This window comes from Microvirga vignae (assembly GCF_001017175.1).
GTDB lineage: Bacteria > Pseudomonadota > Alphaproteobacteria > Rhizobiales > Beijerinckiaceae > Microvirga > Microvirga vignae.
Genome location: NZ_LCYG01000083.1, coordinates 1 through 25,281, shown reverse-complemented (window position 1 = coordinate 25,281; position 25,281 = coordinate 1). Strand labels below are relative to the sequence as shown.

The window sequence follows — 25,281 nt, the reverse complement described above, 5'->3', positions numbered from 1 at the left end:
TCTTGAGGCGCACCTGATCAAAGCGTCTGATGCCGTAATTGGGAGCAGACACCACGATCCCCACCGAATGTATCGCTTGATGCAGTAAGATCGCGGACCAGAGCATCCGCCGGATCGACGTCCGGCTTGGTCCAAGGCGGTTCTCTTGGTCCAAGGCGGTTCTTAAGTGCAGCCTTGAAATGGTCCGCTCACCGCACGAACGCAGACGTTCCTCTACTTCCGCTTCGTGCCAAGAACGGACATTTGCGCCCGCCCCATCATGCCTTCGGCCGCGGGATCCGCACCAGCCAGGTGATCGACACGAAGGCACCAACCCAGGAACCAAGGGCCGCGAAGGCGACGTAGACCGCATGCTCCGTGTAGCTGATCACCGCGAAGGCCGAGAGCAGGTACCAGATGGCGCTCCAGTTCGCTGCCCTGACCCGGTGCCGGGCCACCACGGCCGCGTTGAAGAACACGTAGGCAGCATCAGTCGTGGCGGTGGCCAGCACCACGCCCAAGGCGATCAGGGGATCGATCTCTAAGATCATCGGCATCCCTCCCAATTGGCCATGCCGGTCCCGGACCTGCTCCCCGGCGTCGACGCACCAGTCTTGGAGTGGTCCGCCCAAATGCGCCAGTGCGATTGGAGAGCTCAGGGGACCAAACCCCGTTGAATCAGACAGGCCGGCCCTGACCGGATCAGCCGACGAGCAACACATGGGGCCGCAGAGGACGGAGTTGTCCTCTCACCCGCCTCAGGTAGCCTTCGATCGCCCGCCTTCGGTCCATGAGCCGGCTCAACTCATTCAGCAACATCCGCTCCTCCTCCGCGGCCTCTGCGGTATTACCAGGGTCTTGGGCGAACTTCTGTCGCTGGGCCGCGTACGCTATCCGCCGGTCGAGCCTGTCGCATTCACTGGCAAGCTGATGAAGATGCGCGATGAGCTCCGGCTCAGTCATTAGGTCCAAGCTAGGCATGGTCCGAGAACCTCGTCAGCGGTCTCCGAGCAATTCCTGCCACAAAGGCCGGCGGGCGCTCCCTTGCACCCGCCACGGCGGGCGAACGCCGCATCGGGGGCGATGCCGAACATTGGTGGCGTTTCGGCGTTGTCGGGCAATTTCCATGGAGACCTCCCCTTAGCCCGCCGTTCCCGATGGTGCTCGCCGCGGCTCCATTCGTTATCGGTTCGCCGGTCCCGCATGCCCATGACTGGTATCCGGTCTTCTGCTGCAGCGACCGCGATTACCATCCCCTGATTGAGGAGAATGGCGAGACAGTCACGGACTCGGCCGGCGGCTCTGGATAGCCGAACAATCGCGCGGGCATGGCCCGGCTGTCGCCGGACCAGCGCTTTCATCTGTGCGAGTCGCCCGCCGAGCGGATCATCTGCTTCTTCGCCCCTCCGGGGCAGCCTGAGCTCAAATGGGTTGCCTGACGGGGTTCCGCTCAGCCTCAGGAATGCAGAGCACCGGACTGGCTGTGCTGGCCGCCCGGCTGTGAGATGCCGGCCATCGCGGCGCCCACCTTGGCGGCCTTGTCCTTCATAGCCAAGTCGCCGAGCGAGATAATGCCGACTAGGCGCTTGTCGCGGTTGAGCACCGGCAGGCGCCGGACCTTGATGTCGGCCATGTTGCGCTCTACCGCGTCGGTATCGTCATCCTCGAAGCAGTACAGGACCTCATCCGTCATCGCCTCGCGGATCGGGGTGTCGGGTCCCCTGCCCTGGGCCACGGCCCGGATGGCGATATCGCGGTCGGTAATCATGCCGACAAGCCGGTCGCCGTCGCGCACCGGCAGGATGCCGGCATCCAGGTCGGCCATCAGCCGGGCCGCCTCGCGGATGGTCTGGGTCGGCTCGATGAGCCGCACATCCCGTGTCATGAGTTCGCTGACTTTCATGAGTTCCTCCTCTTAGGCCCCCATCAGACCTGTCGTCGTCATCTCCCCCGTCTTCTCCCAGACGGGAACCCATGCGACGCGCGCCGGCTCCGGCGCCATCGCCCTATGACCTAGCGAACCCTCCATCATCTCGCGGATGTGCCGCACGATGGTGGCGCCGCGATAAGGCTTTGGAACGAAGTGCCCGTCGTCCGGGATTTCGTCGGGACGCGGCCGCGCATAGCCGGAGGAGATCAGCAGCAGGATGTGAGGCCAGCGCCGGTGGACCTCATCGGCCAGCGCCAAGCCGTCCATTGCACCGGGCATGTCCACGTCCGTGAACAATACCTGCACCTCGGCTGAGCGCGCTTCCAACACTATCAAGGCCACATCAGCATTCGCGGCTTCCAGAACCTGAAAGCCTGCCTCCTCCAGCTCATCGGCGGCGGTCATGCGCACCAGCGGCTCATCCTCGACCACGAGGACCACGGTAGCCCCTTGCAAGTCGTTGAGCATCATACCCGTCGAACGGAATTAACCTATGTTAGTTCCTAATGCCCAGGTTCCTTTTGCGCCGAGGCTTTCCGCGGCCATCCAACGGACATGCACAAGACTGTTTCGAGTCAAGGCCCGAGGCGAACTATAGAGCCGACCGCCCCGCTGACGGGGCACCAGGCTACACCGATTGCTCTTTTCGGGTTTGCTGAGCGCCTTCACCGGCGTGCTGTCGTTCTCGAATTAGTGCCGCTTTTCCCCCATCAATAAGAATCTCTGCCGGCGTCGCATGACTCAAGAACTCAATAGGGCTTGCCGTCAAACCATATGCACCCGACTGCAATATTGCGATGAGATCTCCGGCCTTTAGATCGGGTAGATGCACCTGTCGTGCAAGTGTATCGAGAGGTGTGCAGAGCGGGCCCACGATAGTACACGGGAGCAGATCTACGACATCCATCCGTGCCGGCGCTACAATTGGAAAATCGCGCTTGACGATCTGCCCGAGATTGCCGGATGCCGCTAAATGGTGGTGCATCCCACCATCGGTAATCAGAAAGCGCGAACCGCGCGACGTCTTCACGGCGCGGACGCGAGCAAGATAGATGCCACAAGGTCCAACCAGATATCGGCCAGGCTCAATAACGATCTGTGCAGTGCAAAGCCGCCCGTCGGAACGGACAAGCCGAGAGAGTGCCGAAATTTGCGATTTGATTTGGCTTAGGTCAAGCCGAACCTCACCCGAGAAATAGGGGATGCCTAGCCCGCCGCCGAGGTCGACGGAGGCGACTGGCCGAGCGAGGAGATCTGACATGTGTCTCGCTAGCGCAAGTGCGTGGGACCACTGTGGAATCAAAACATCAGGGTCTAGAATCTGTGTACCAGCGAATAGATGAATGCCACATAGATCGAGGCTAGGTCGGCTACGCAGCGCATCTACTATATTGACGAGATCCTCTTCGTCAAAGCCGAAAGGAACTGGCTTGCCTCCCATCCGCATGGCACCGCCTTGGGCCGAGGCAGCTGGATTGACACGAACGCCACCCGTACAAGCCGGTTGAGTCTCTCCCCAATCGCCGCGACCTTATCTATTTCATCATAGCTTTCCAGGTGGATCTCGCCAATTCCCTGACCGATCACAAGCTCAAGTTCATCCTCCCCCTTGCCAGGGCCAGCGAAATAAATGCTTTGCGGTCTCGCACCAGCTGCCCGTGCGCGCAGATACTCGCCACCAGAAGCGATCTCCGGTCCGGCACCTTCTTCTACAAATACACGCAGGATGGCTGGATTGGGATTCGCTTTTACACTGTAGAAGACCCCGCAAAACCCGGCGAGTGTGTTCCTCAGCTCCCGGTATGCACGCCGCATCGCGGCGGCATCGTAGACGAACAGGGGCGTTCCATAGACCGCAGCTAGCGACTTGACTGCAAGGCCATCAACGAGCAGGTCAGCACCAGCGATCGAGAAGGTCTGCTGGGCAATGTCATGTCCAAAGCTGATTGGCTCAGTTCCCGGCATCGCCAATACGCTCCCGTACAAGGGTTTTATAGTCGACCTTGCTGTTCGGTGAGAATGGCAGTTCCTCTACGAGTTCGATCGAGCGGGGCACCATATACCGCGCGAGACATTCAGCTACACTCGCAAGGATCGGCTCAGCGACAAAGGTTTAAGGGCTTGTGGCTACGCCTACAGCATGGACCTTTTGGCCCATGATGGGATCAGGCAAGCCGATCACGGCGACCTGCCGGAAGGAACCTGTCGCCATGAGAACCTCCTCCACTTCAGTCGGGCTGATTCGGTATCCGCATGACTTGATCATCGCGTCGTCACGGCCGATGAAATCAAGGAAGCCATCTTCATCCATCCTGACGAGATCTCCCGAGTAGCAGACGATTTCTCCACCGTTGACCGCCGGCACAAACGGGTGCTGTCGGAGTACGCGTGCAGTATCCTCGACTCTGTTCCAGTAGCCGCGGGAAAACCGTTGGTCCGCGATGGACGAGAGTACCGGGCTCACCCGGACGCGCCCTTCGCCCCTCAGGAGTGACGACAAAAACTTGCGTTTCAGGAGTCGCCTTACCAATCGAGTTTGGCCGACGGTCGATCTCCTCGGGCGGCAGGTAAGTCGAGCGAAATGCCTCTGTTAGTCGATACATCAGGTAGATCTGAGTAGTGGGGAGCAGGTCTCCTAGCCGACGCACAGTCTTCGTCGCAACAGAGCATCCAGAATTGGTTATGTAGCGCAGACGCGGCAATAATGATGTACGCGATAGACTTGGAGCTGCGTGTGCTAGAATGGCCCAGATCGTCGGCACGCCGGCGAGCCCTGTGATTGCGTAGCGATCCAAGGCTTGGACGATCTCATCGCCAAAGCGGAAGGAGAGGAGCACAATCGTCGCTCCGAGGCGGCGGATCCGGTCTTTCCAGGACCGGACCGGCTGATCAGGGAAGCCGCGCGAGAGCAGCTCTATAGCTTGCTCAAGCAAATTTTCCGTTATTGGACGTATAAGGAGACCATGACTCGCAGTCATAGGAGTGTTCCTTTACGGTTGTGTTTATCTACCTATAACTTATCGTTCTTACGGGCACCGTTGAACGTACTGGTGCGGCAAATGCTTACAATGCGAAGCCTTCAATGAAGCTAACTGGAACATCCCAATTAGATTTTCTCTTGTGAGTTATGCTTATTTATAAACAGTTGACCCGCGAGTTCTCTATTAGGAGTAGCCTCTCTGTTAGGGGTAGCGCGTTTGGGGTTCCGCGGTTCAACCGCAACACTCCGTTTTGTCCGCCCAGCTGAAATTTGTGCGTTACGGCCTCCCGAAAAGTTCTCTCGCTGCGCCGATCGAGTGGGCTTTCCGTTGATTCGCATATTCCAATTTGAAGACGTGTCTCTAGGTCCGCTCCGGGTCAGCAGCAGTCCTTAAGCGCGACGATGTAAAGGTCCGCTTCTCGCGCAGACGCGGACATTTGGTCTACTTCTGCTTTGTGCCGGAAGCAGACCTTTGTCTCAGACGAGAGTCATCACCTGAGATGGAGCCGATCCATCTCGACTGCCGCGTCGGCAGCTTCCGCGTGGCCATGCCTGTCGGAATGCCGGACGCTTCCGTCCGGCTTGGCTAATCCCGCTCAATGATCTCGCGGATCCGAACGGCCAAGTCTTCCATGCCAAAAGGTTTCGTGATCATCTCCATGCCTGGGGCCAGGAACCCGGTAGCCATGGCAGCCTGCTCGGCATACCCGGTGATGAAGAGGACCTTGAGATTGGGTCTTATCAGACGTGCATAGTCTGCGAGTTGGCGGCCGTTCAATCCCGGCAGGCCGACATCGGTCACAAGCAGGTCCACGCGCTGCTTCGACTCCAGGATCTTGAGACCCGACGGACCATCCACCGCTTCGAGAGCCTGGTAGCCAAGATCAGCCAGGACCTCCAAGATCAGAGAGCGAACGACACGTTCATCCTCCACCACCAGAACGGTTTCACCAACCTCCGCCCGATGCATCTCGCTGAGCCCCGTTGCGGCGACAGATTCCGCAAGCTCGCCCTCGTGGACCGGCAGATACAGCTTGACGGTCGTCCCCTTGTCGACCTCGCTGTAAATCCGAACATGACCCTCCGACTGCTTCGTAAAACCGTACACCATGGAAAGACCAAGGCCTGTTCCCTCTCCGATCGGCTTGGTCGTGAAGAATGGATCGAAGGCTTGTGCCAGAACATCGGCCGGCATGCCGGTACCCGTGTCGGATACACTGATCGTAATGTAGCGGCCAGGAGCGATATCCTGCCGAGCCGATACATTGGCGCCGTCCAGGTGCGACATCCCGGTTTCGATAATGAGCGCGCCGCCGTCGGGCATGGCATCCCGGGCATTGATTGCAAGATTCAGGATAGCGCTTTCCAGCTGATTGGGATCGCACAACGTCAGCGGCAAGCCTTCAGACGTCGCGAACCTGAGCTCGATGGATTCAGAGATGGTTCGCCGGAGAAGATCCTCCATGGACGTGACGAGTTGATTGACATCGACAGGCCTCGGATCGAGCGGCTGTCGCCTCGCGAAGGCAAGAAGACGATGCGTCAAGGCAGCAGCACGGTTGGCCGACGACGTGGCTGCCGCAAGATAACGATCAAGATGCTCAAGCCGCCCTTGCGCCATGCGCGTCTTCAGGAGATCGAGCGAACCGACTATGCCGGTCAGAAGGTTGTTGAAGTCGTGTGCGATGCCTCCAGTCAGCTGCCCGACGGCTTCCATCTTCTGCGCCTGGCGCAGCGCCGCTTCGGTCTGCTTCAGATCGGTAATGTCACGTCCTTCAGCCACAAGGAAAATGGGCTTGCCCGCTTCATCCAGGACAGGTTTCATTGAGAAGTCGAAAGTACGGTTACCGCTTGGCAGCATGAGTTCCGACTCGTAGCGCACGAACTCGCCAGCCGCGACCCGCGCGACGCCCTCACGCACCCTCTGAGACTCATATGGAGAATGCACCCACCAGGGAGCATCCCATATCTTCATGCCGGCAACTTGACTCCGCGCGGCTCCTGCAGCCTGCAGGGCGGCGTTGTTGACGACCAGAATAGTGCCGTCCAGCGCACTCAGTCCCATGAGCTGGAATGTCGTGTTAAAGATTGCCCGGAAACGGCGTTCGCTCTCGGCAAGTTCAGCCGTGCGTTCAGCGACACGGCTCTCAAGCCTCTCGTTGAGCTCCCGAAGTCTCTCTTCGGCCTGCTTCGCCGTCGTAATGTCATAGATGACACCGATGAACCGCAGGCCTGCCGTTTCGGTATCGCGGACATACTCACCTCTGCGGGCCAACCAGCGGAGTTCTCTGTTGTCCGCCCGTTGAATCCGGCACTCGGCATGAACCGTACCTTCGGAGCCCGAACTCTGCTCGACAAGGGCGGGGTCTTCCGGCACGACGAGGGTGTTGATCGTGCTGACGGGCAGGACATTGGTCGGATGGAGTCCAACCAACCGGCAAAACTCCTCCGAAACGCTGACGGTTGCAAAGCCGTCCACGTATTCGAACGTTCCGACTCCGCCGGCGCTCTGCGCAATCCGCAAGCGCTCCTCGATATGCTTCTGCTCGGTAACGTCGAGAATGGCACCAGTAAACCGAAGAGGTCGATCATCGTCGCCGAAGTGGCAGCGTCCCCGTGCATGAACCCAACGCACCGATCCATCGGAAGAAAGAAGCCGATATTCCTTGGAATAGATTTCCGCCCCGTTGAGAATACCGGCAACTGCAAGGCGGATTCTCACGCGGTCTTCAGGGTGAATGGCTCTGAAGAAGGCCTCGGTCGGCAGGCCTTTCGCTGCATCTGCTGGATCAAGACCATGTAGCGCTGCGAAACGCGCGTCAGCGGTGAAGCGCTCGTGAGGAATGTCCCAATCCCAGGATCCACCCGTTCCGGCGACAGTCAGCGTCTGCCGGAGCCGCTCGTTGGTACGGTCGAGCTCCCGCTTGTTTGTCTGGAGGGCAGCCCGCATCTCGTCCGCCTGATGCGACTGCGTGACATCAACCTGCGTCGACAGGAAGAAGAGAGGCTCACCGTCCTCGCTGCTGACGGGAGTGATGAAGAGATGATTCCAGAAGCGGCTTCCATCTTTGCGCCGGTTCAGGATTTCAATCGAGATGGCCCTCCCTTCCTTAACTGCCTCGCGGATCTGCCGAACGGCTTCTTCATCGGTATCCGGCGACTGAAGGAAGCGGCAGTTGCGGCCAATTGCCTCCTCGGCTGAATACCCCGTCGTTCGACAGAACGCCTCATTCGCGAAGACGATTGGGTTATCAGGCAGGCGCGGATTCGTTGCCACCATCGATAGCCCCGAGCGCTCCAGGGCAGAAAAGATCGGACCTGCAATGCGGCGCAGCTCTTCCAGCGCTACCTCAGTCGTCTTATCGACCGTCTCGTATGGGAGAGTTCGCGCCATCATGCCGACAGTGTCTTCGTTGAGGTGATACGGTAAGAGGACATGGCCTAAGCCTCGTCTCCGATCACCCGATGGATGAAGCTCGCAATGAGTTCCTTCAGCGCGGCAAGCGAAGGCAGATCCATGAGCATGGCGATATAGCCCCGGATGTCTCTATTGCGCACAGAGAAGTTGATGTACAGGAAGAGCACCAAGCCATCATCCGCACGCGGTTGCACGAGTCTGAACAGCCGGGAGCCATCACCCCGGACGACCTCCGGCAAGGAGATGCTGAGCGAGCGTTTCAACATGTTCGCCATTGTGGCAAGGCAGCCGTTCAAGATCACGTTGCCCGTTTCAGCCAGGGCCTCCTGCTCCATTTCGGAAATCTGATCGGGAGGCACGTCTCCGCCGATGATGGCACGAACGAGGTCCACGCTGATCGACTGGGGGAAGATCAGAAGGGCCTGTCCGGAAAAGGCGCCCTCGAACTGCTGCTGAATGGCGACGAGTTCGTCCGTCTCGCGCTCTCCAATCAATCGGACGGCATCCTGCGGGGCCATGATCTCGATTGACGGAACGGAGAGGAGCACCTCCTCGCCAATCATTTTGCGCAGGCTCGAGGCGGCCCGGCTGACCCCAATGTTAACAAGTTCTGTCAGAGCATCACGTTCGAGTTCGGAAAGAGCGACATCCTGTGCCATGAACATCATGCGCCGCCCGTCCGCAGGCGCAGTGCCGCTCCCGAGATGAAACCTCGCAGGCCCTCCTCGGTCAAAGGCTTGCTAACGAAAGTGGCATTCACCTCACGCGCCCGGGCGATCACCTCATCCTGGATATTGGCCGTAATCACCGCGATCGGCATCGTCGGATGGCTTGAGCGAATTTCGGCGGCGAGATCGAGGCCGTCTTTCTCCGGCATATTGAAGTCGATCATAGCCACATCGATCTTCCGGTCGCCGAGAACGCTGAGGGCCTCCTGGGCATTGCCAGCCTCGACCTTCTCCCACTCCGGCTGCAGCGAGGCCAAGGCCTTGCTTGCGACAATGCGTGCCAGCTTACTGTCGTCCACGATCAGAACAGTTATCGCCACTCAGGTACTCCGCTAGGGATCGGCTGCCCGGAACGACCGGAACGGTATGGAAGGGAACGGTTATCAGCCTCTTTTAGAGTACGCTTGGAGAATGACAACCGCTCAGCCCGTCTGTGGTGCCATGCTGACGGGCTTCCGATCAGATAAAGCTGGGGTAATCCAGTCTCGAAGGAACGCGTCCTTGGCGGCTCCCCTTAAACCGGGCTTAAGAGCCATCAGAACCTGAAGCACGGCAGCATGGAGATGTTCGGCGTCTGACAGATCAATGATGCGACCCGGGTCAGCCTGAAGCCAGCGGAGCAAGGGCTCCGCATCGTCAACACGACAGATCCCTTCCAAGACAATGATAGTACCATCCAGACGCACGCTCATCCGATCAGCTCCGGGATATCAAGGATCATGAGAACGCTGCCATCGCCGAGCAGAGCCGTTCCCATGACACCGGGCATACCTGCAAGAATACCGGACATCGGGCGCATCAGAACGTCCATTCTCTCGGCAAATGCGTCCACGGAGATTCCAACCGGTCCGTCGTCCAGGGCCATCACCACAACCTTCATTCCTAGGGGCGGCTCCGCCGGGCGCGGGATCTCCAGAAGGTCGGAGAGCCTGACCAGAGGGAGCGTCCGGTCGCGCAGTACGAAGGCTTCAGCTTCCTGAACCGGAACGACGCGCGAGGCGGGCACGAAGGCCGTCTCGATCACGCCATCGAGGGGAATGCCGTAGAGTTCATGCCCGACTCTGACGGCCATCACCCTCGCCATGACAATGGTGAGGGGCAGGGAAAGGCGAATTGTCGTGCCGTGGCCCTGCAGGCTCTGAACGGTGACTTGCCCGCCCAATCTCTCAACTGCGGAATGTACGGCATCCATGCCGACCCCCCTGCCCGACAGGTCGGTCACCTCCGAAGCCGTCGAGAAGCCTGGGGCAAAGATCAGATTGACGATCTCGGCGTCGCTCATTCGCTCAAGCTCGTCTGCTGGCGCGATTCCGCGCTCGCAGGCGACCTGCCGAATAGCAGCCGGATCAATTCCGCGTCCGTCATCCTGGACCTCAATCAAGACGCGATCGCCCTCACGACGAGCCCGGAGCATAACTCTGGTCCTCGCCGGTTTCCCGGCCTCCAGACGGAGTTGTTCAGGTTCGGCGCCATGACCGATGGCATTGCGCAGGACGTGGAGCAGAGGCTCAAATAAACCCTCCACGATGGACTTGTCCGCCTCGACATCTTCCCCTTCCATGGAGAAATCGACAGCCTTTGCCAGAGGACCCGCTATGTCGCGCACCGCGCGTGGAAAGCGCCGGAAGATGTCCCGCATAGGCATCATGCGGACATCCATGACAGCCCTGTGCAACTCTGCCACGATACGGTCGATGGCGGCTTGGCTCACGAGCAGGCCCTGAGCCAAATCCTTCCGGTCCAGCCTGTCTCTGACTTGGCCCGCCAGATGCGCCAGGGCATTTTTCGCGACAACCATTTCGCCGACGAGATCGGCCAGATGGTCGATCCGTGCTGCATCGACGCGAAGCGTCCGCGCGCGAGCTCCTCCGGCCCCATCCGTCACAGTGCTCTCGGCTCCACTGCCGGGTCCTGCCGCGTCAGCATGGTCCGCTACGCTGCGCGCGACCTCATGGATCGTCACTTGGTCCGGCACGAAACGGAAGACCGCCTTTACCGCATCGAGCCCACCTCCGGAGAGCGCCTCGATCCTGAGATTGCAGGCAAAGGGATCGATCTCCGTGGTAGGCGGCCAAGGATCCCGGCTCGAGAGACGGACAGACACGAGATCCGGGACCGAGCGCAGGAGCGCAACCGGATCGTCGCCGGCGAAGAAGCAGTCGGCGCGCGGCGTGTACCGGATCGCCACAAGAGGTTTTGTCTGCGCCTTCATGGCCGCCGGATCAGGGTTCTGGGCCATCAAATCCTCGACCCAGCCAAGATCGATCGGAGTATCCGCGGGAGTTGCGCGAGCCACGCCTTCGTCGACCTGTGAGCGCAAGACCCGTGCCAGACGGTAACCTTCCTCAGCCGCATCTGGTGGCAGTTGCCCTGTTCGCTCGATCTCGCCGACCCAACGCTCCGTCTGGCCGATGCATTCGAGGAGAGTGTCGACCACGTTGGCATCTATCCTTGCCCGCCCCTCCTTAAGGGCGCCCAGCAGGTCCTCGGCGGCATGGAGCGCAAAGCCCATGGGAGCCAAGTCAAACAGACCGACGGATCCTTTGAGCGTGTGCACGGCCCGGAAGGCGCTATCCATCGGCGCCACTGCCTTGGGATCGCGCTCAAGGGCCAAAAGGTCGTCTGTGGCCTGCTGGATCAACTCGCGCGCCTCGACGATGAAGTGTTGGAGGAGATCATCCATCGCGGTCGCTCCCCGGTCGCTGATAGACGATCGCATCCTCGAACCGACGCAAGTCGAAGCGCTTCGAGATCCGTGTCATCGACTCGGTGTGGCCGAGACAGATGTATCCTTCTGGATGCAAGGCGTTGAAGAGATTGTTGACAGCCAGAAGACGCGAAGCATCGTCGAAATAGATCAGGACGTTGCGGCAGAAGATGACATCGAACCGCCCCTGCGCTGCCACCGATGCAGCGTCGATGAGATTAGCCGCCGTGAACTTCACTGACTCCCGCAAGTCCTGGATCAGTCTGCGCTGCCCGTCCCGAGGCGGCTCGAAGTAGCGCTCGACCACGTCCCGAGGCAGGCGGGCAAGGGCACGTTCTCCGTAATCTCCATCCTCTGCTTCGAACAGAACGCGTGTATCGATGTCCGAGCCGACGATCTCGATGTGGTAGGCGTCGACCATCGGCCAGTTCTCCAGTAGCCAGATCGCGACGGAATACGGCTCCTCTCCTGTGGAGCACGGCACCGACCAGATCCGTACGAGATCTCCCGGCTGCCTATTCTCCACGATCGCCGGCAGCAGGGAGCGGCTGAGGCACCGCAGCTGATGCTCCTCACGGTAGAAATAGGTTTCGTTGACCGTGAAGATGTTGATTAGATGTTCGACTTCGCCCCCGTTGGATTCGATATATGCGAAGTAGGCTGGGAAAGTGTGCGTTCCGGTCGCGGCCATGCGGTCGGCGACCCGCCTCTCGATATAATAGCGCTTGCTCTCTCCAAAAATCATCCCGGTATGGCGGTAGAGAAACGCGCAAAGTCGGCGGATCTCATCGGCAGTCAGCGCCTGTGCCTTGCGCGGTCTGCTCATGATTGCTCCACCAAATCGATGACCCGGTCGGCGATCTGCTCCAAGGGCACGACGATCTCGGCGCCCCCGCGTCGAACTAGCTCGCCGGGCATGCCCCAGACGACAGCACTCTCTTCCGCCTCGGCAATAGTCCGGCCACCCTGGGCTCTCAGACGCGCCATAGTCTCAGCCCCATCGCTGCCCATCCCGGTCATCAGCACACCGATGAGGCTTCCGGGTGCAAAGTGCTGCATAGCACTGTCCACCATGCGGTCGACGCTCGGGTGCCAGCGATGCTCCGGCAAGGAAGGCGCAGCCATCACGACGGGGCCATCCGGTCGTACACCCAGTATGATGTCCGCGTCGCCCTTGCCGATATAGACATTGCCGGGTTCGAGCGGCATCGGGTGGATGGTTTCCGTGACCGTGAGGGCGCACAGTTTGTCGAGCCGGCGTGCCAGGGGACCGGTGAACGAGCCAGGCATGTGCTGGGCCACTACGATCGGCCAGGGGAAGTCCGGAGGCAGTCGGGACAGAAGAGCATCCAGCGCCGGCGGCCCTCCCGTCGATGTGCCGATCAGCACAACCCCATGTGCGGGTAAATCCTTGATCCGGCGTCGTACTGGCGAGGCGATCACCGGCCTTCGTGGCGCAGCAGCTGGCGCCTGATATCCCAAGCCGCTGCGCAACCGCACCCGTTCGGCCAGCCTCAGACTGCCGGGCAGCCGCGCCCGCGATGCGGCGCGGACCTTCTCGACCAGCTGGGGCGCGAGGGTCTCCATTTCGAGCGAGATCGCGCGGTCAGGCTTTGTGATGAAATCAACGGCTCCAAGCCCTAGGGCCTCCAATGTGACGCTCGCGCCTGCGTCCGTAAGGGATGAAACCATCACCACTGGGCACGGGCGCTCCAGCATGATGCGATCGAGACAGGCGAGGCCATCCATCTCGGGCATGTTCACGTCGAGTGTGATCACGTCCGGGCTGAAAGCGCTCAGCTGCTCCAATGCCTCCACGCCGTTGCGGGCGAACGCGATTTCGAAGTCGCCTTCGGCCGTGAAGACACCGCCGAGGAGACGTCGCATCAGAGGGGAATCATCGACGATGAGCAGCCGGATCACGTGGCAGATCGCTTCGGATGATCGTTGGCCATTGCGGCAAGCAGATCCTTCTCGGCCCTATCCAGCAGTTCGCGCGGGTCGAGCAGAAGGATCATTCGCCCCTCGACCTCGATATTGGCGATGCGATCGATAACTTGGCTCCCGTCCGCTGCCAGATCGGGAGTCGGGCGAAGCTGCGCTTGAGAAATTTTGAGAACCTCTGACACGGTGTCGACGACGAAGCCGGCCTGCATGTGGTCAATCCTGACGACGACGATGCGTTCCCGTCGTTTCTCCCCCTGCGTTTCAAACCTGAAGCGCCGCCGCTGATCGATGACCGGAACGACGCGGCCGCGCAGGTTCATGACTCCTTCAATGAAAGCGGGAGCTTTGGGCAGCCGCGTCAGCGCCTCAGGCACGCGCACGACTTCATCGACCGCTTCAATGGGCAATCCGTACTCCTCGCCACCCAGCTGAAAGACGATGAACTGTTCGTCGTCATGGGAGGGTCCGTCCTCTGTACCCATGTCGTGGTTCTTCTCCGTTTGGGAGGAAATCTGCTCGACCAGGGCCTGATCGCGGAACAGATGGTCCGACGACAGGATCGAGACCAGCCGTTGTCCGCCTTCGAGCCGGCAGATCCCCTGGATCTGGGCCTCCGCGTCACCTCGGGTCAGGATCGCCGGAACGGGATCGATCATATCCGAGGAAATCCGGAGGATCTCTTTCATGCCATCGATGGCGAGACCCACCAGTCCCTCGCCGATCCGGGCCACCACGACCCGGGCTGTGCCGCCTCCATGACTGGCGGTACGGAGGCCAAGGAGTCCCCGAAGGGAAACCAGCGGCAGCAGTTGTCCGCGGAGGGACAGCACGCCCAGCATGACGGCATCCGCCTGGGGGACCACCGCCACATGGTCCGGAAGGGCCACAACCTCGTGAACGGAGGTCAGCGGCAGCGCAAAATCCTGCCCCGCCACGGCAAACCAAACCAGAGCAACCGTGTCCCGGTCTGCAGCCTGCTCCTGGAGCACCCGTGGGGCGGAGACCTGCCTACCCTGTGTCCGACGCGTGAAGCTGCCGAAGTCTTTGGCGAGCAGCGCATCCAGGTCGATCAGCCGCGCCTGCGCGCTGTCGCCCGGCGCCTCCCCCGCTGCTGATCCGAGCGACGCCACCCTGTCAATGGCAAGCCCGACAGGAGCGCCGCGGTCGATCACGACGACCCGCGCGTTCGCGGGAGGTGTTCCCTTCTGCCCAAGGAGACTGTGCAGCGACACAACGGGTATCACCGCACCCCGGAGATTGGCCACTCCAAGCAGGCTTGAAGGTCCAAGCGGCACGCGGGTTATGGCCGGACGACGGATCACCTCGGCAACATCGGCCGCAGGAAGGGCAAAGCGCTCGCCTCCCACTTCAACTGTCAGGAACGACTGTGTGACAGACGCAAGGGCCGCCTTGGCCATCACATTACGACTCCACGATCTGGAGTTCGTCGGCGAGGGAGGCAATCTCCTCGATCGCGGCCGCCAGATCCTCGGCTCCTCGCGCCTGCTGGCGCGCCGCGCTTGCAGCTTGTGCGGCAGCGCTTCCGGCCTGCTCGGCAACTGCAGCGATCTGCTGGGTGCCGAGCCGAACTTCGCGTACGGCCGTCAGAATGGTCTCCGAGCCCGCGAGGATCGCGGCGCTGCCCTGACGGATCGCGTCGACGCCGGCCTCCACGGCGCCCAATCTCTCGGCCGTCAGGGTGTTCTTGGCCACCTCCGCCTCCGCAATGGCGGCGCTCTGCTCCAGATCACGGCGAACGACGGCGATCTGGTCACGGATCTGGCGAATGACGTCCTTGATGCGGTCGGCATTTTCGGAAGCATCGCGAGCCAGGTTGCGGATATCCCCGGAAACAATTGCAAAGCCGCGTCCAGCATCGCCGGTTCGTGCAGCCTCGATGGAGCCACTCACGGCCAGCATGTTGGTCTGGACCGCCACGAGAGCGATGCTATCGACGATCTTCTCAATGCGCCGGCCGGACTCGTCCAGCCCACTCATCAGTTCAATCACAGCTCGGGTTTCCTTGAGACCACCCTCGACCCCCGCTGCCAGGCGCATGGTTGCGGAACGGTTCTCCTGGATAGCTGAGGCAAGAGCCTGGATGCGCTCGACCGATGCGTCCGCGACGTCTCGCGAGACGCTGGTGGCCCGCTCGATCTGCCCCATCGCCACATTGGCCTGCTGGGTCGCCGCGGCCTGCATCTGGGCTCCTCGACTGATCTGATCGACCGCCGTCATGATCTCACCCGCGGCGCCTGAGATCTCCTGGATTGCGGCCGAGAGCTCTTCGGCCGCCGACCCGACCTGCTCGGCGCTGGCCGAGCCCGCTGCGTCCGCCTGCAGATTATCGGCGAGTACCGCCAGTGCCTGCGCGGTCTGCTGGCTCTGGTCGAGTGCGGTGCTCTGCTGCTGAACAGCCCGCTGGGCCTCCGCCGCCGCAGCAGCCTGCTCCTCGGCGGCGCTGGCGACCTGCTCGGCCCCGCGTTGCGCCTCACGAACCGCCGCCTCCGCCTCAACGGCGGCGACGAGAATGGACTGGCTGCCTTCGGCCAGAAGAGAGATATCCGATCGGATCTTGTCCAGCGCGGCAACGATGCTGCGACCGGATTGCGCCTCGCTCGAGGCCGTCTCCGCCGCTGTCCTGATCCTCTCGGCAACGGAACGGATTTCGCCGACGATCACCTCCGCCAGTCCTTGGATGTCTTGCGCGCTCTTCTCCGAGGCTCCGGCCAGGGCCCGCACCTCGTCGGCGACCACAGCAAAGCCGCGGCCACTCTCCCCTGCTCGCGCGGCTTCGATCGCCGCGTTGAGAGCCAGAAGGTTGGTCTGGTCAGAGGTGTCGCCCACCACGCGGGTGATCTCCCCGATGGTGGCGGCCTGCCGCTCCAGGAGTGAGATGATATCGACCATAGCTCTCTGGCGGGTGGCGTTCGCCTCGACGGACGCCACGGATGCATCGATCTGGGCGGCGGTCTCGATCAAAAGGCTCTGAAGGTCAGCCGTCTTCGTGCGTGCGGCTTCCGCGTGTTTCCTGGCCTCCGAGAACGAGGCGCCGAGGCTCACGATGGCGGAGAGCGACTGCTGCGATGCGCCTGCAGCTTCCTCGGCTCCGGTGGCAATCTGCTCCATGGAACGCCGGAGTTCCTCCGCCGCTGCAGACGCCTCGGCCACTCCGCTCGCCAGTTCCTCCGTTGCGGCGCCAATGCGCTCGGCGGCCTGCTGCTTCCGCGCCCTAACCCGCCCGAGTATCCGACGCTGGGACGTCGCTCCCCGGGCGGAGGGAGAAGACACATTCGCAGCAGGCGTTTCATCGTCCACCGGACGTGGGTTGCCCTTGTCCGGGAGTGCGGACGTCTTGACCAATGCCATTGAGGCCCCTTGGGGTTTGTAGACGGTATTCGGCCGCCCGCCCTGACCGGCAAGCCACCCGATGGCTCCGTCAACACGGGATCGAGGAAGCCTAACTTTTATAGTTGCAGATCTTATCCGAGCAAGGCATCGCTTGGATTCATTCCAGGCAAAAGAACTCGGAAAAAGAACTCGATGGAACGCCTCAGCCTTGCCAAGGCTGCTTCGCCCCTGCCCCGTTTAGTGACGTCTGGATTGGGTTAGACTCTGAAATCTCCCTGCCCATCAGGAACGTCCGGTGTTCCCGCCTTCAGCGGACATTCGGCCCACTTCCGAGATGCGCCAGAAGCGGTCCTTCCACGGTGCACGCATGCTCAGCAAAGTAATCAAATTGCAGTCATTGCTTTCTGCTCAGATCAAATCACCCGCCGTTCTACACCATTCTCCCATCGGCAGCGTTGATTCGCTGCAGGTGCAGTCGTCGTGGGACCTGCGCCATCGGTGGAGGATGCCGTCGCGCCGATTGAACAGACGCCTTCGCTGAGTGGAGCAGCCCTTGACGTCAACCTTCGCGGCAAGACGGTGTCTCCGGTAGTAGACAAGTTGAAGCTCCAGAACGTCCCGTTTCTCTTTGTCACGGGCTACAACGAGCAAGGCCTCTCAGCTCGTCATGGATAGTCCCCCGCCTTGAAAGGGCGACCGAGCCCTGTGCCACTGCCTGTGCCATTGTGAGAGCTCTCGCCCGGTTGGTGTTGGCGACGTAAGGAGAACTTGCGAGAAGTTGCCTACCCTCTCTTAACCCCAGACTTGTTGTGGCGCGTGCATAATGGATCGAGGGAGGTCCCTCGAACCGCGCAGCTTCCGTAAACCGCGATCACGGACCGCTCACGTATGTACCACCAAGATTTTAACCTTGGCCGCACTTCTGCTAAACAAAGGAGCAAAGTAAGAGGCCTGAAAGGAATACGACCGTGATCTCCCGGCTGATCCGCAGGTTGGAGCGGTATGACTTCCTCTCAGACGAGGAAAAGCAGGTTCTCAAAGGTGCGGTGGCCCGGACCAAAGAGGTCCCGGCGGATGAGGATCTGGTGCGGGAGGGCGACCGCCCGACCGACAGCACGCTGCTCCTGGACGGCTTTGCCGCCCGCTACAAGCTGCTGCGGAACGGCAAGCGCCAGATCACGGCGCTGCACGTCCCAGGCGACTTCGTTGATTTACACAGCTTCCTGCAAAAGCGGATGGATCACGGCGTCGTGGCGTTCACGCCCTGTCGGATCGGCCTAGTCCCCCACAGCACCCTGCGCAAGATCACCGACCAGCACCTCCACCTGAGCCGGCTGCTGTGGCTGACAACTCTCATTGATGCTGCCACGCACCGGGAGTGGCTGGTGGCGATGGGGCGGCGTCCGGCGTTCAACCAGATTGCGCACCTGCTCTGCGAGCTGTTCCTGCGGCTGCAAACGGTGGGGCTCACCCAGGAGATGAGTTTCGAGCTGCCTCTGACCCAGGCAGAGCTAGGAGACGTGCTGGGGCTCTCGACCGTTCACGTCAACCGGATCATCAAGGAGCTTCGCACCAAGGAACTGGTCACCTGGCGTGGTGACACCGTCACCATCGAGGATTGGCTGCGGCTGCAAGGGGTCGCCGAGTTCGATCCAACCTTCCTGAACCTCGAGAACGAGCCACGCTGACCGGAGCGGGTCCTCCGCCGGATCGTGGTCTTGAACCATGGAAATCGCACAGGGTCATTATTGGAACACGGCCCTCGGCTCGACATTGAGCCTGAAAGTCCCGCGAGCAGGCATTGTCATGACGACCGACGATGATCCTCTGATCCGGCGCGCCGAGAAGATCGTGGCAGAGACGGCTCCGTCAGAGCCTGCTCGAGGCGCAGGAGCAGATCCAGCACCAAGTTCGGGAAATGGCCCGGATCGGGGCCGAGCTGGATCAGCTCCTGCCGCACCCGGCCGAGGAGCTTCGAAGGGTCAGGGAGCTTCTGGCCCAGGAGCCGGATCCTGGTGAGGTCGAGACGCGGACCGTTCGTGCCGGGCGATGGTCTCCAGGATGAGCTGGCGGTGCTCCTGCCAGAGCGCAAGAGTTTGCTCCAGCAACCGCAGCAGGTCCGTGGCCACGGCCGTGTTGTAGCCTTTCATGGTCATCCACTGAATCAAGGCGATCTGGTCGGCAATCCGCCGCTCGCCCTGGGCAAGGTGCCGATCCGCCTGGATCAGGTCGTCCCGTTCCTGTTGCAGATCGGTCATGGCGGCACCTTGCAGGCGTAGGCGTGAGCTCGGGTTTCTCTCGGCCACCAGCGCCTTACGCGTTCGGACCTGGCGACGATGATCACACGATAAGCCTCATGACTGAGATCTGCTCGCGAACTTGGTCATCAGCGTGACGTCTCGGATGTATCGCTCTTCTTTCCGGCAGGTTTGGGAAGTGCGGCTGCGTCGCTTGATGACAGCAGCTCCCGCGAACGGTGAATTGCTTGCCACGAGCGGCGCAGCAACTCGTCGACCGTCATCAGACTTCCATGCGCCCGCTGCACCCTCCGCATCGCGGCGGCTGCCCGTGGTTCGACGTCGTGCCCAAGTGCTGCGGGAGCCTGCCCGTCGAAGATATGGCTCCGGACGCGGTGCAGGATGATTGCGTCGGCCGTTGTCCGTGCCGCCCGCTCCAGAGCGCGCAGAGTAGGATTGGTCATCGGACGTGGTCGGTCGAAGTGCGTCGACAGCACCCCGACGAGAGCGCCACTGGTGGACACAAGAGGCAGAGACAGAACCGATCGGAAGCCGGCGCGGCAGGCGGCCACGCGGAAGGGGCTGAAATCCCGGTCTGCCATGACATCCTCGATCAAGACCGCCTCGCGCCGGCGCAGCACCCGTCCACAGGCCGTGCCGTCGCCGGCTGTGACGCGCGCAAAGCATTGTAGGAACTCTTCGTCAAAGCCCCGCTGGGCTTCGAGCGTGAGATAACCCACGGTCCAGTCGATAAGCTGAATGTTGCCCAGGCGAGCGTCGCTCACCTCCAGGCCCTCTGCCAACGCGCACTCCAGCGCCGCAGGGAGGCCAGCACAGTCGCGCAGGCGTTGGCCAAGAGTCGGCGCCATCGGCTTACCCTCAAGGAACGGTGCCTTGACCCGACCTATTCTCCGCCCCGGTGGAGAGAACTGCAAGGCCTTGTTCCTGCGAGTGGCTATGGCTGGCGAACAACCTCTCCCGAGCAGAAGCCCCTCTATGGGATGGGGCTGAGGAGTGTTAACCTCCTGCAAGGCTGAGAGGCTTGGCACCCTCGCTTGGTTGGTGGTTCAGCAGGGGGCGTCAGGTGCGACAGAACCATGACCGCCAGGGATGAAGAGGCTGGCGCCGCCCTCGGTCGCTTGCGCGTGATCGGCAGGGGTCCACCGACAATCCCGAGTGTGAGGACATATGCGAGGTGGCGCCGACGCGTGGGAAATCTCCGCAAACTTGTCCAGATGCCGCAGCAGGAATTGGCCCGGGTGCTTGGTAAACTCCAAATTGGTTGCCGTCGGCTGCTCCATCCGAATGACCACAACGGGTCAGACTCTGAAATTCGCCGAGCTGTCGCAAATGTCCACTTTGACCATACGGGCAGACTAAAGCGCTACTTCCGAGAAGTGCCAGAACGAGACGTTCAGGCTCGTCGCATCGCCAAGTATGCGTTGCAGCCACCGAGCCTCACCATCCTATTCTACCGCGGACTTCTCGGAGCTGATACGTTCGATCACGTGCCGCGCTGCAGCCGGCGTCGCCTCCTCGCCACCTGAGACCTGCACCGTCGGAAAGGCGAACCGGATGCCGTTCTCGTCGAAGGCTTGCTTGATACGAGCGAAGGCCTTGCGGCGGATCACGAACTGCTCGCCCGGTTTCGTCGTCAGCTTGCATCGGGTCTGAATGGCATACTCCCCAAACTGCTCAACGCCCTGCATCTTGAGCGGCTCGATGATGTGCCGGGCGTATTCAGGATCTTCCGCCAGCTCCTGCCTGATCTTCTTGATCAGCTTGCGTGCCTTCTCCAGGTCGGTGTCGTAGGTGACGCCGATCTGGAACTTGTCGATCACCCAGTCGCGGCTCATGTTCTGCACCGCCCCGAGCTGGCCGAACGGCACGGTGCAGATGGGCCCGCGGTGGTGCCTCAACTTGACCGAGCGAAGGGAGAAGGACTCGACCATGCCCTTGTAGCTGCCGCTCTGGATGTATTCCCCGACCCGGAACGCATCATCGAGCAGGTAGAAGATCCTGCTGATCACGTCCTTCACCAGCGTCTGGGCGCCGAAGCCCACGGCCACCCCGAATACACCAGCTCCGGCGATGAGCGGACCGATCTCCACCCCTAACGCCGCCAGTGCCGTGAGTCCTGCCAGTACCACGATCAGCACCAGGAGGATGTTGCGGAAGATCGGCAGCAGCGTGCGAAGCCGCGCCTGGCGCACCGCGGCCTCCGTTCCCGGCTCCGTCGGATCTTCCGCATTGGCAATCCCGGCATTCACGGCCATTTTAGTGACCTGCCATAGGAAATCGGCCACGAGGATCACGACAACGCTCCCGAGAACTCCGCGCAGGAGACGGGTGCAGGAGACGGGTCAGGAGCGTATCCCGGGCGGTCAGCTCGATCAGGTCGATGCCCCACGCATCCGCCAGCCACAGGGCCGCACCCACGATGAGCAGGGCGCGCAAGCCTCGCTCCAGGCACACCTCCAGAACACCACGGTGGATGCTCGGCCCTTCCCCCTCTTCCCCTGTTGGCCGCAGCAGATGCGAGACCATGTCTCTGCCGACCGCGACGGCCTTCGGCAGCAGCACGGCGATGACGGCAAGCCAGAAGACCCCCTTCAGGCCCGCGACCCACAGCAGCCAGAGCACCACGCCATAGGCCGTGAGAACGACCCTCACAGCGGTACGCCCAAGCCTCGCGTGGGGATGATCCGCTTCCGTGGATGGACGTCGCCAGACCGCCTCGATGGCGATCGCGAGCAGGCTTAGGGCGAGCAGGTAGGCGGCCGCCACACGCGTCTCGGGCGAGAAGCCGAGCGGAGACAACAGGCCGATCGTGAACCAGCCGAACGCGAAGTAGCCGATGAACAGGGCGAGTCGACGGTGCCAGTAGCGAGTCCGCGCGGCCGTCATCGACACCACTCTGTATCTCTCCGGCTCCTCCAGCTCCACTCCACCCGGCGCGAGGGCGACGCGGACCAGGATCAGTGCGAAGCGCACGACCAGCACGGCGAGCAGGTAGCCGAGGACAAGCTCATTCAGGAGGGGCGGCCACTCGATCGGCAGGAAGGCACCGACGCTGCCAAGGCCCAAGATCGCCACGAGCGTCACCCAAAGGCAAGGCGAAGTCCGATCATACGCAGACGCTGCGGGACGGTCGTCATCGGGTGCGAGCCGATCCAAGCGCGCATGCGCGCTGTTGCCCACCAGAACAGGAACTCGGAGCCGCAGCCGAGAATTAGGAAGACGACGAACAGGAGGATAGTGCCGAACAGACCGGGCCCTCGCATATCCTGATGCAGATTGGCGGAAGCGCGGGCGGCCTTGTCCGGCAGGCGCGGCAAGGCGGCGGCGATGGTGCGCAGTGCTCCCGTACTCTGGAGACTCGCTCCGCCAGCCCGGCGAAGCAGTGCCTTCGCGCGAAGGAGCAGGAGTTGTGGGAGGAGCGGCGACGGCTCCTGCCTTCTCAATCCACGCTCGAACGGCCGGGTCTTCCAGCAGACGGACCAGGTCATGCACGGCAGGCGGTGGCGGGCTAGGCGAAGTTTCCTGCGCGGATGACGGACCGGCGCAGGCTAACCCCTTCCCCAAAGGCCAACGGCGAGCCAGACGACTGCAACACGCGCTGCAACACGCATGGGCAGCGCTCCTGCGTCAGCCCCACCGTAGCACGTCCCTACCCACTAGCAGAGACATGGAAGTTCGGGGATCGATAGGCAGCTTGCGGCGGTCGCCGAGGTCAATCGGGCCGGATCCTACGAGTCGCCATCATCGCTGGGCGAATGCCCCGGTTTCGGCTATCACCCGTTAACCTGATCGAAGGCCCGGCCCGCCCGCAGCTTGCGATCATGATCATCGGTGTTCAACACAGCCAGCCCCCTGCGGGTGCCGTGCTCGCACCCGTGAAGGTCTGAAAATGGGTCATAGCGGAAGTTCCCTTACCCTTTTTGAACGTCCGCTTACCGCTCTAAAGCTGACTGTGGCGTAATATCCGCAGCGTGCAGGCAGCGGACTTTCGGACGGTTGATGTGTCACTAAGCTCACGACTTGAGCGGACGAAGCCTTCACTATCAGCATTGCCTTCTGGAATCTATTTAGTTGGCATCGGACAGCTGAAGCACCTTCACTGGAGAGCCTGTGTCCGGTGCCTGGTTGGGTTACCTCTTGGGTGCAGGCGCAGGGAGATGAAGGCCTGTGCTACTATCTCACTCCGCCAACAGTTTAGGCGCCACGAGCAGGAGGCCAACATGGTTCCTGGCAGTGTAACCTCCTTCTGGGCAGGCGGACTGGCCGCCGCTCTGCTCTTGCTAACGGAGCTGATCCTGCCGCCGGCGGTGGCGCAAACTCCGCCCTCGACACCTTCCGTCAAACAGGCCGCACCAGCCCGGGACCCGAATACAATCGGGATTGTCGCAGGGGGACCTGAAGGGGGCACCGTTCCACTGATCAATGAGATCGCGAGAGTCCTTGCAGGCGGGCAGGAGACTGGCCCGCGAGGAGAGCTGGCCTTGCGCGTTCTCCCGATCGTCGGTCGTGGCGGGATTCACGATATCCAGGATGTTCTCGCACTTCCCGGCGTAGATATGACGATCACGCGGGAGCACCTGCTCATGCGTTTGCAGGAGGGCAAGGAACTCGGAGATCTCAGGAGTAAGCTGGTCTATGTCACTAAGCTGTTCAACGAAGAGGTTCACCTGATCGCGCGAGAAGACATCCGGCAGATCTCGGACCTTGTCGGCAAGCCCGTCAATTTCGGGAGTCACGGCGGCAGTGTCGAGGACATCGCACGAGACCTCTTCAGGATGCTCGGCCTTGAGGTTTCGGAGGTCCACTTGGAACTGAATGAGGCCATTGAAGAGATGCGGCAGGGCAGGATTGCCGCGACAATCTTCCTAGCCCCGAAGCCGGCCGCAATTGTGGACCACCTCACACGCGGTGGCGGATTTCGTCTTGTTCAAATTCCTTACCTGGCACAAGCAACACCCTATCTACCGGCTTCACTGCACCACGAGGACTACCCGAGCCTCATTCCGACAGGAGAGAGGGTGGAGACCATCGCCTTGGGGACGGTCCTCATTGCCTATAACTGGCCGGAAAAGAGCGGCCGCTACCAACTGCTCAGTAACTTCGTCGACGCATTTTTCTCCCGCTTCTCTGAGCTCCAGGCTGCTCGACAACACCCCAAGTGGCAGGACGTGAACTTAGCCGCTGTTCTGCCGGGCTGGAGTCGATTTAGGCCCGCCGAGCGCTGGCTTCAGACTTGGCAGGCGCAACAGGCAGGCATTGCCTCTACCGGATCGGTCTCACGATCCGACAGGCCCAGAAGGCTGGCGCCCGAAGGTCGGGATACCGAAATGGAGCGTCTGTTTGAAGAATTTCTGCAATGGCGTGAGCAGCGAGGGAAACGTTGACGAAGGTCTTCTCGTATGGGGCGCTCTGAGCCTGAAGGATGTTGGCCATGAAGAAGCAGTTAGCTGCCGTGGGTGTGCTGGCGGTTTTAACCACTTCGGCTGTTGAGGCCCAAACGTCTCTAGGGCCGCCACCCCGCGGCTTTAAGCGAGTCAGCGATCTCGTTAAAATCCCACGCTTCCTGCCTGGGCTGGGCGTTCTCTACGTCCGGCCCGAGACGCTGCCCGCAGGACCATTCCTCGCCTATGACCGTCGGGGGCGGCGGGTGAGCACGATCTACATGATCCCGGTCGAAGATATCGGAAACCGGAAGAAGTTCGATCTGACAGGTTTCGCCGGCCGGAACGATCACGTCTCCATGTACTTCAACGAGGGCCATCCTGGTGTCGAGATGCCCCACTACCATGTCGTGATCTGGCATGTGAACAAGGCGGGTGAGGCACGAGTAGCGAAGTAGGATGCCACGTTCATAGTTCAGGCGGCGGAGGACTTCCGCTTCCGATGAGGCATCCATCAAGCCCGGCCGCGCGAAGGTCCGCTCACCCTTCCTGAAGCGGAAGTTCAGCCAGCTTCCGCGAAGTGCCATGTGTGGACGGCTCCC

Annotated in this window: 18 protein-coding genes and 3 pseudogenes; 3 read left to right on the top strand and 18 right to left on the bottom strand. The window is 61.5% G+C overall.

The genetic code is table 11. The annotated features are described in order from the left end of the window. Positions 1–257: 257 nt before the first annotated feature. From AA309_RS25525 to AA309_RS25455, 13 genes and pseudogenes are all read right to left on the bottom strand, one after another. Positions 258–530, bottom strand: coding sequence for a hypothetical protein (locus tag AA309_RS25525; RefSeq protein ID WP_047191831.1), 273 nt, complete (start codon positions 528–530; stop codon positions 258–260). 905 nt (positions 531–1,435) lie between these two features. After that, positions 1,436–1,882, bottom strand: a complete 447-nt coding sequence (locus tag AA309_RS25515) for a CBS domain-containing protein (protein ID WP_047191829.1) — start codon at positions 1,880–1,882, stop codon at positions 1,436–1,438. Between the two features lie 12 nt (positions 1,883–1,894). Next, positions 1,895–2,365, bottom strand: coding sequence for a response regulator (locus AA309_RS25510; RefSeq protein ID WP_425286904.1), 471 nt, complete (start codon positions 2,363–2,365; stop codon positions 1,895–1,897). Positions 2,366–2,537: 172 nt separating this feature from the next. Next, positions 2,538–3,874, bottom strand: a pseudogene (locus AA309_RS37865) (type III PLP-dependent enzyme). Continuing rightward, positions 3,861–4,758, bottom strand: a pseudogene (locus tag AA309_RS33580) (AMP-binding protein); the annotation flags it as partial. The pseudogenes AA309_RS33580 and AA309_RS37865, both read right to left, overlap by 14 nt. Before the next feature lie 717 nt (positions 4,759–5,475). Further along, positions 5,476–8,286 carry a PAS domain S-box protein gene (locus tag AA309_RS25495; RefSeq protein ID WP_244470495.1) on the bottom strand — a complete coding sequence of 937 codons (2,811 nt, stop codon included), beginning with the start codon at positions 8,284–8,286 and terminating at the stop codon, positions 5,476–5,478. 44 nt (positions 8,287–8,330) lie between these two features. Beyond that, on the bottom strand, positions 8,331–8,966 hold the full coding sequence (locus AA309_RS25490; RefSeq protein WP_150117754.1) for a chemotaxis protein CheX: 636 nt from the start codon (positions 8,964–8,966) through the stop codon (positions 8,331–8,333). 5 nt (positions 8,967–8,971) lie between these two features. Beyond that, complete coding sequence (locus AA309_RS25485; protein WP_047191827.1) at positions 8,972–9,355, bottom strand: response regulator transcription factor; 384 nt, start codon at positions 9,353–9,355, stop codon at positions 8,972–8,974. Positions 9,356–9,723: 368 nt separating this feature from the next. Further along, on the bottom strand, positions 9,724–11,718 hold the full coding sequence (locus AA309_RS25475) for a chemotaxis protein CheA (RefSeq protein ID WP_047191825.1): 1,995 nt from the start codon (positions 11,716–11,718) through the stop codon (positions 9,724–9,726). Beyond that, on the bottom strand, positions 11,711–12,568 hold the full coding sequence (locus AA309_RS25470) for a CheR family methyltransferase (protein WP_047191824.1): 858 nt from the start codon (positions 12,566–12,568) through the stop codon (positions 11,711–11,713). The genes AA309_RS25475 and AA309_RS25470 overlap by 8 nt, the downstream gene beginning before the upstream one ends. Further along, positions 12,565–13,665: a protein-glutamate methylesterase/protein-glutamine glutaminase gene (locus AA309_RS25465; RefSeq protein WP_047191823.1), complete on the bottom strand. Its 1,101-nt coding sequence runs from the start codon at positions 13,663–13,665 to the stop codon at positions 12,565–12,567. Before AA309_RS25465 ends, AA309_RS25470 begins: the two co-directional genes overlap by 4 nt. Next, positions 13,662–15,107 carry a chemotaxis protein CheW gene (locus AA309_RS25460; protein ID WP_047191822.1) on the bottom strand — a complete coding sequence of 482 codons (1,446 nt, stop codon included), beginning with the start codon at positions 15,105–15,107 and terminating at the stop codon, positions 13,662–13,664. The genes AA309_RS25465 and AA309_RS25460 overlap by 4 nt, the downstream gene beginning before the upstream one ends. Before the next feature lie 4 nt (positions 15,108–15,111). Then, positions 15,112–17,058, bottom strand: a complete 1,947-nt coding sequence (locus tag AA309_RS25455; RefSeq protein WP_047191821.1) for a methyl-accepting chemotaxis protein — start codon at positions 17,056–17,058, stop codon at positions 15,112–15,114. 950 nt (positions 17,059–18,008) lie between these two features. Here AA309_RS25455 and AA309_RS25445 point away from each other — a divergent pair. After that, positions 18,009–18,728 (top strand): Crp/Fnr family transcriptional regulator, encoded by a 720-nt coding sequence (locus AA309_RS25445; RefSeq protein ID WP_047191820.1) that lies wholly within the window; start codon positions 18,009–18,011, stop codon positions 18,726–18,728. 294 nt (positions 18,729–19,022) lie between these two features. On the opposite strand, the gene AA309_RS25440 is transcribed toward AA309_RS25445, so the two are convergent. The 5 genes and pseudogenes from AA309_RS25440 to AA309_RS32530 all read right to left on the bottom strand — a co-directional run bounded on the left by AA309_RS25440 (position 19,023) and on the right by AA309_RS32530 (position 22,786). Continuing rightward, positions 19,023–19,298, bottom strand: a complete 276-nt coding sequence (locus tag AA309_RS25440) for a hypothetical protein (RefSeq protein WP_047191819.1) — start codon at positions 19,296–19,298, stop codon at positions 19,023–19,025. Between the two features lie 128 nt (positions 19,299–19,426). Continuing rightward, positions 19,427–20,146 (bottom strand): GAF domain-containing protein, encoded by a 720-nt coding sequence (locus tag AA309_RS25435; RefSeq protein ID WP_047191818.1) that lies wholly within the window; start codon positions 20,144–20,146, stop codon positions 19,427–19,429. A 597-nt stretch (positions 20,147–20,743) separates the two neighbouring features. Beyond that, positions 20,744–21,487, bottom strand: a pseudogene (locus AA309_RS32540) (mechanosensitive ion channel family protein); the annotation flags it as partial. 67 nt (positions 21,488–21,554) lie between these two features. Next, a complete protein-coding gene (locus AA309_RS32535; protein ID WP_150117752.1) occupies positions 21,555–22,373 on the bottom strand; it encodes a hypothetical protein in 819 nt (272 codons plus the stop codon). A 5-nt stretch (positions 22,374–22,378) separates the two neighbouring features. Further along, positions 22,379–22,786: a hypothetical protein gene (locus AA309_RS32530; RefSeq protein WP_052954994.1), complete on the bottom strand. Its 408-nt coding sequence runs from the start codon at positions 22,784–22,786 to the stop codon at positions 22,379–22,381. A 732-nt stretch (positions 22,787–23,518) separates the two neighbouring features. On the opposite strand from AA309_RS32530, the gene AA309_RS25425 reads away from it, so the two are divergent. Continuing rightward, the gene (locus tag AA309_RS25425) at positions 23,519–24,682 is read left to right on the top strand and encodes a TAXI family TRAP transporter solute-binding subunit (RefSeq protein WP_160310545.1); all 1,164 of its coding nucleotides are present in this window, start codon (positions 23,519–23,521) and stop codon (positions 24,680–24,682) included. Positions 24,683–24,729: 47 nt separating this feature from the next. Further along, complete coding sequence (locus tag AA309_RS25420) at positions 24,730–25,137, top strand: DUF5602 domain-containing protein (RefSeq protein WP_047191832.1); 408 nt, start codon at positions 24,730–24,732, stop codon at positions 25,135–25,137. Positions 25,138–25,281 lie beyond the last annotated feature (144 nt).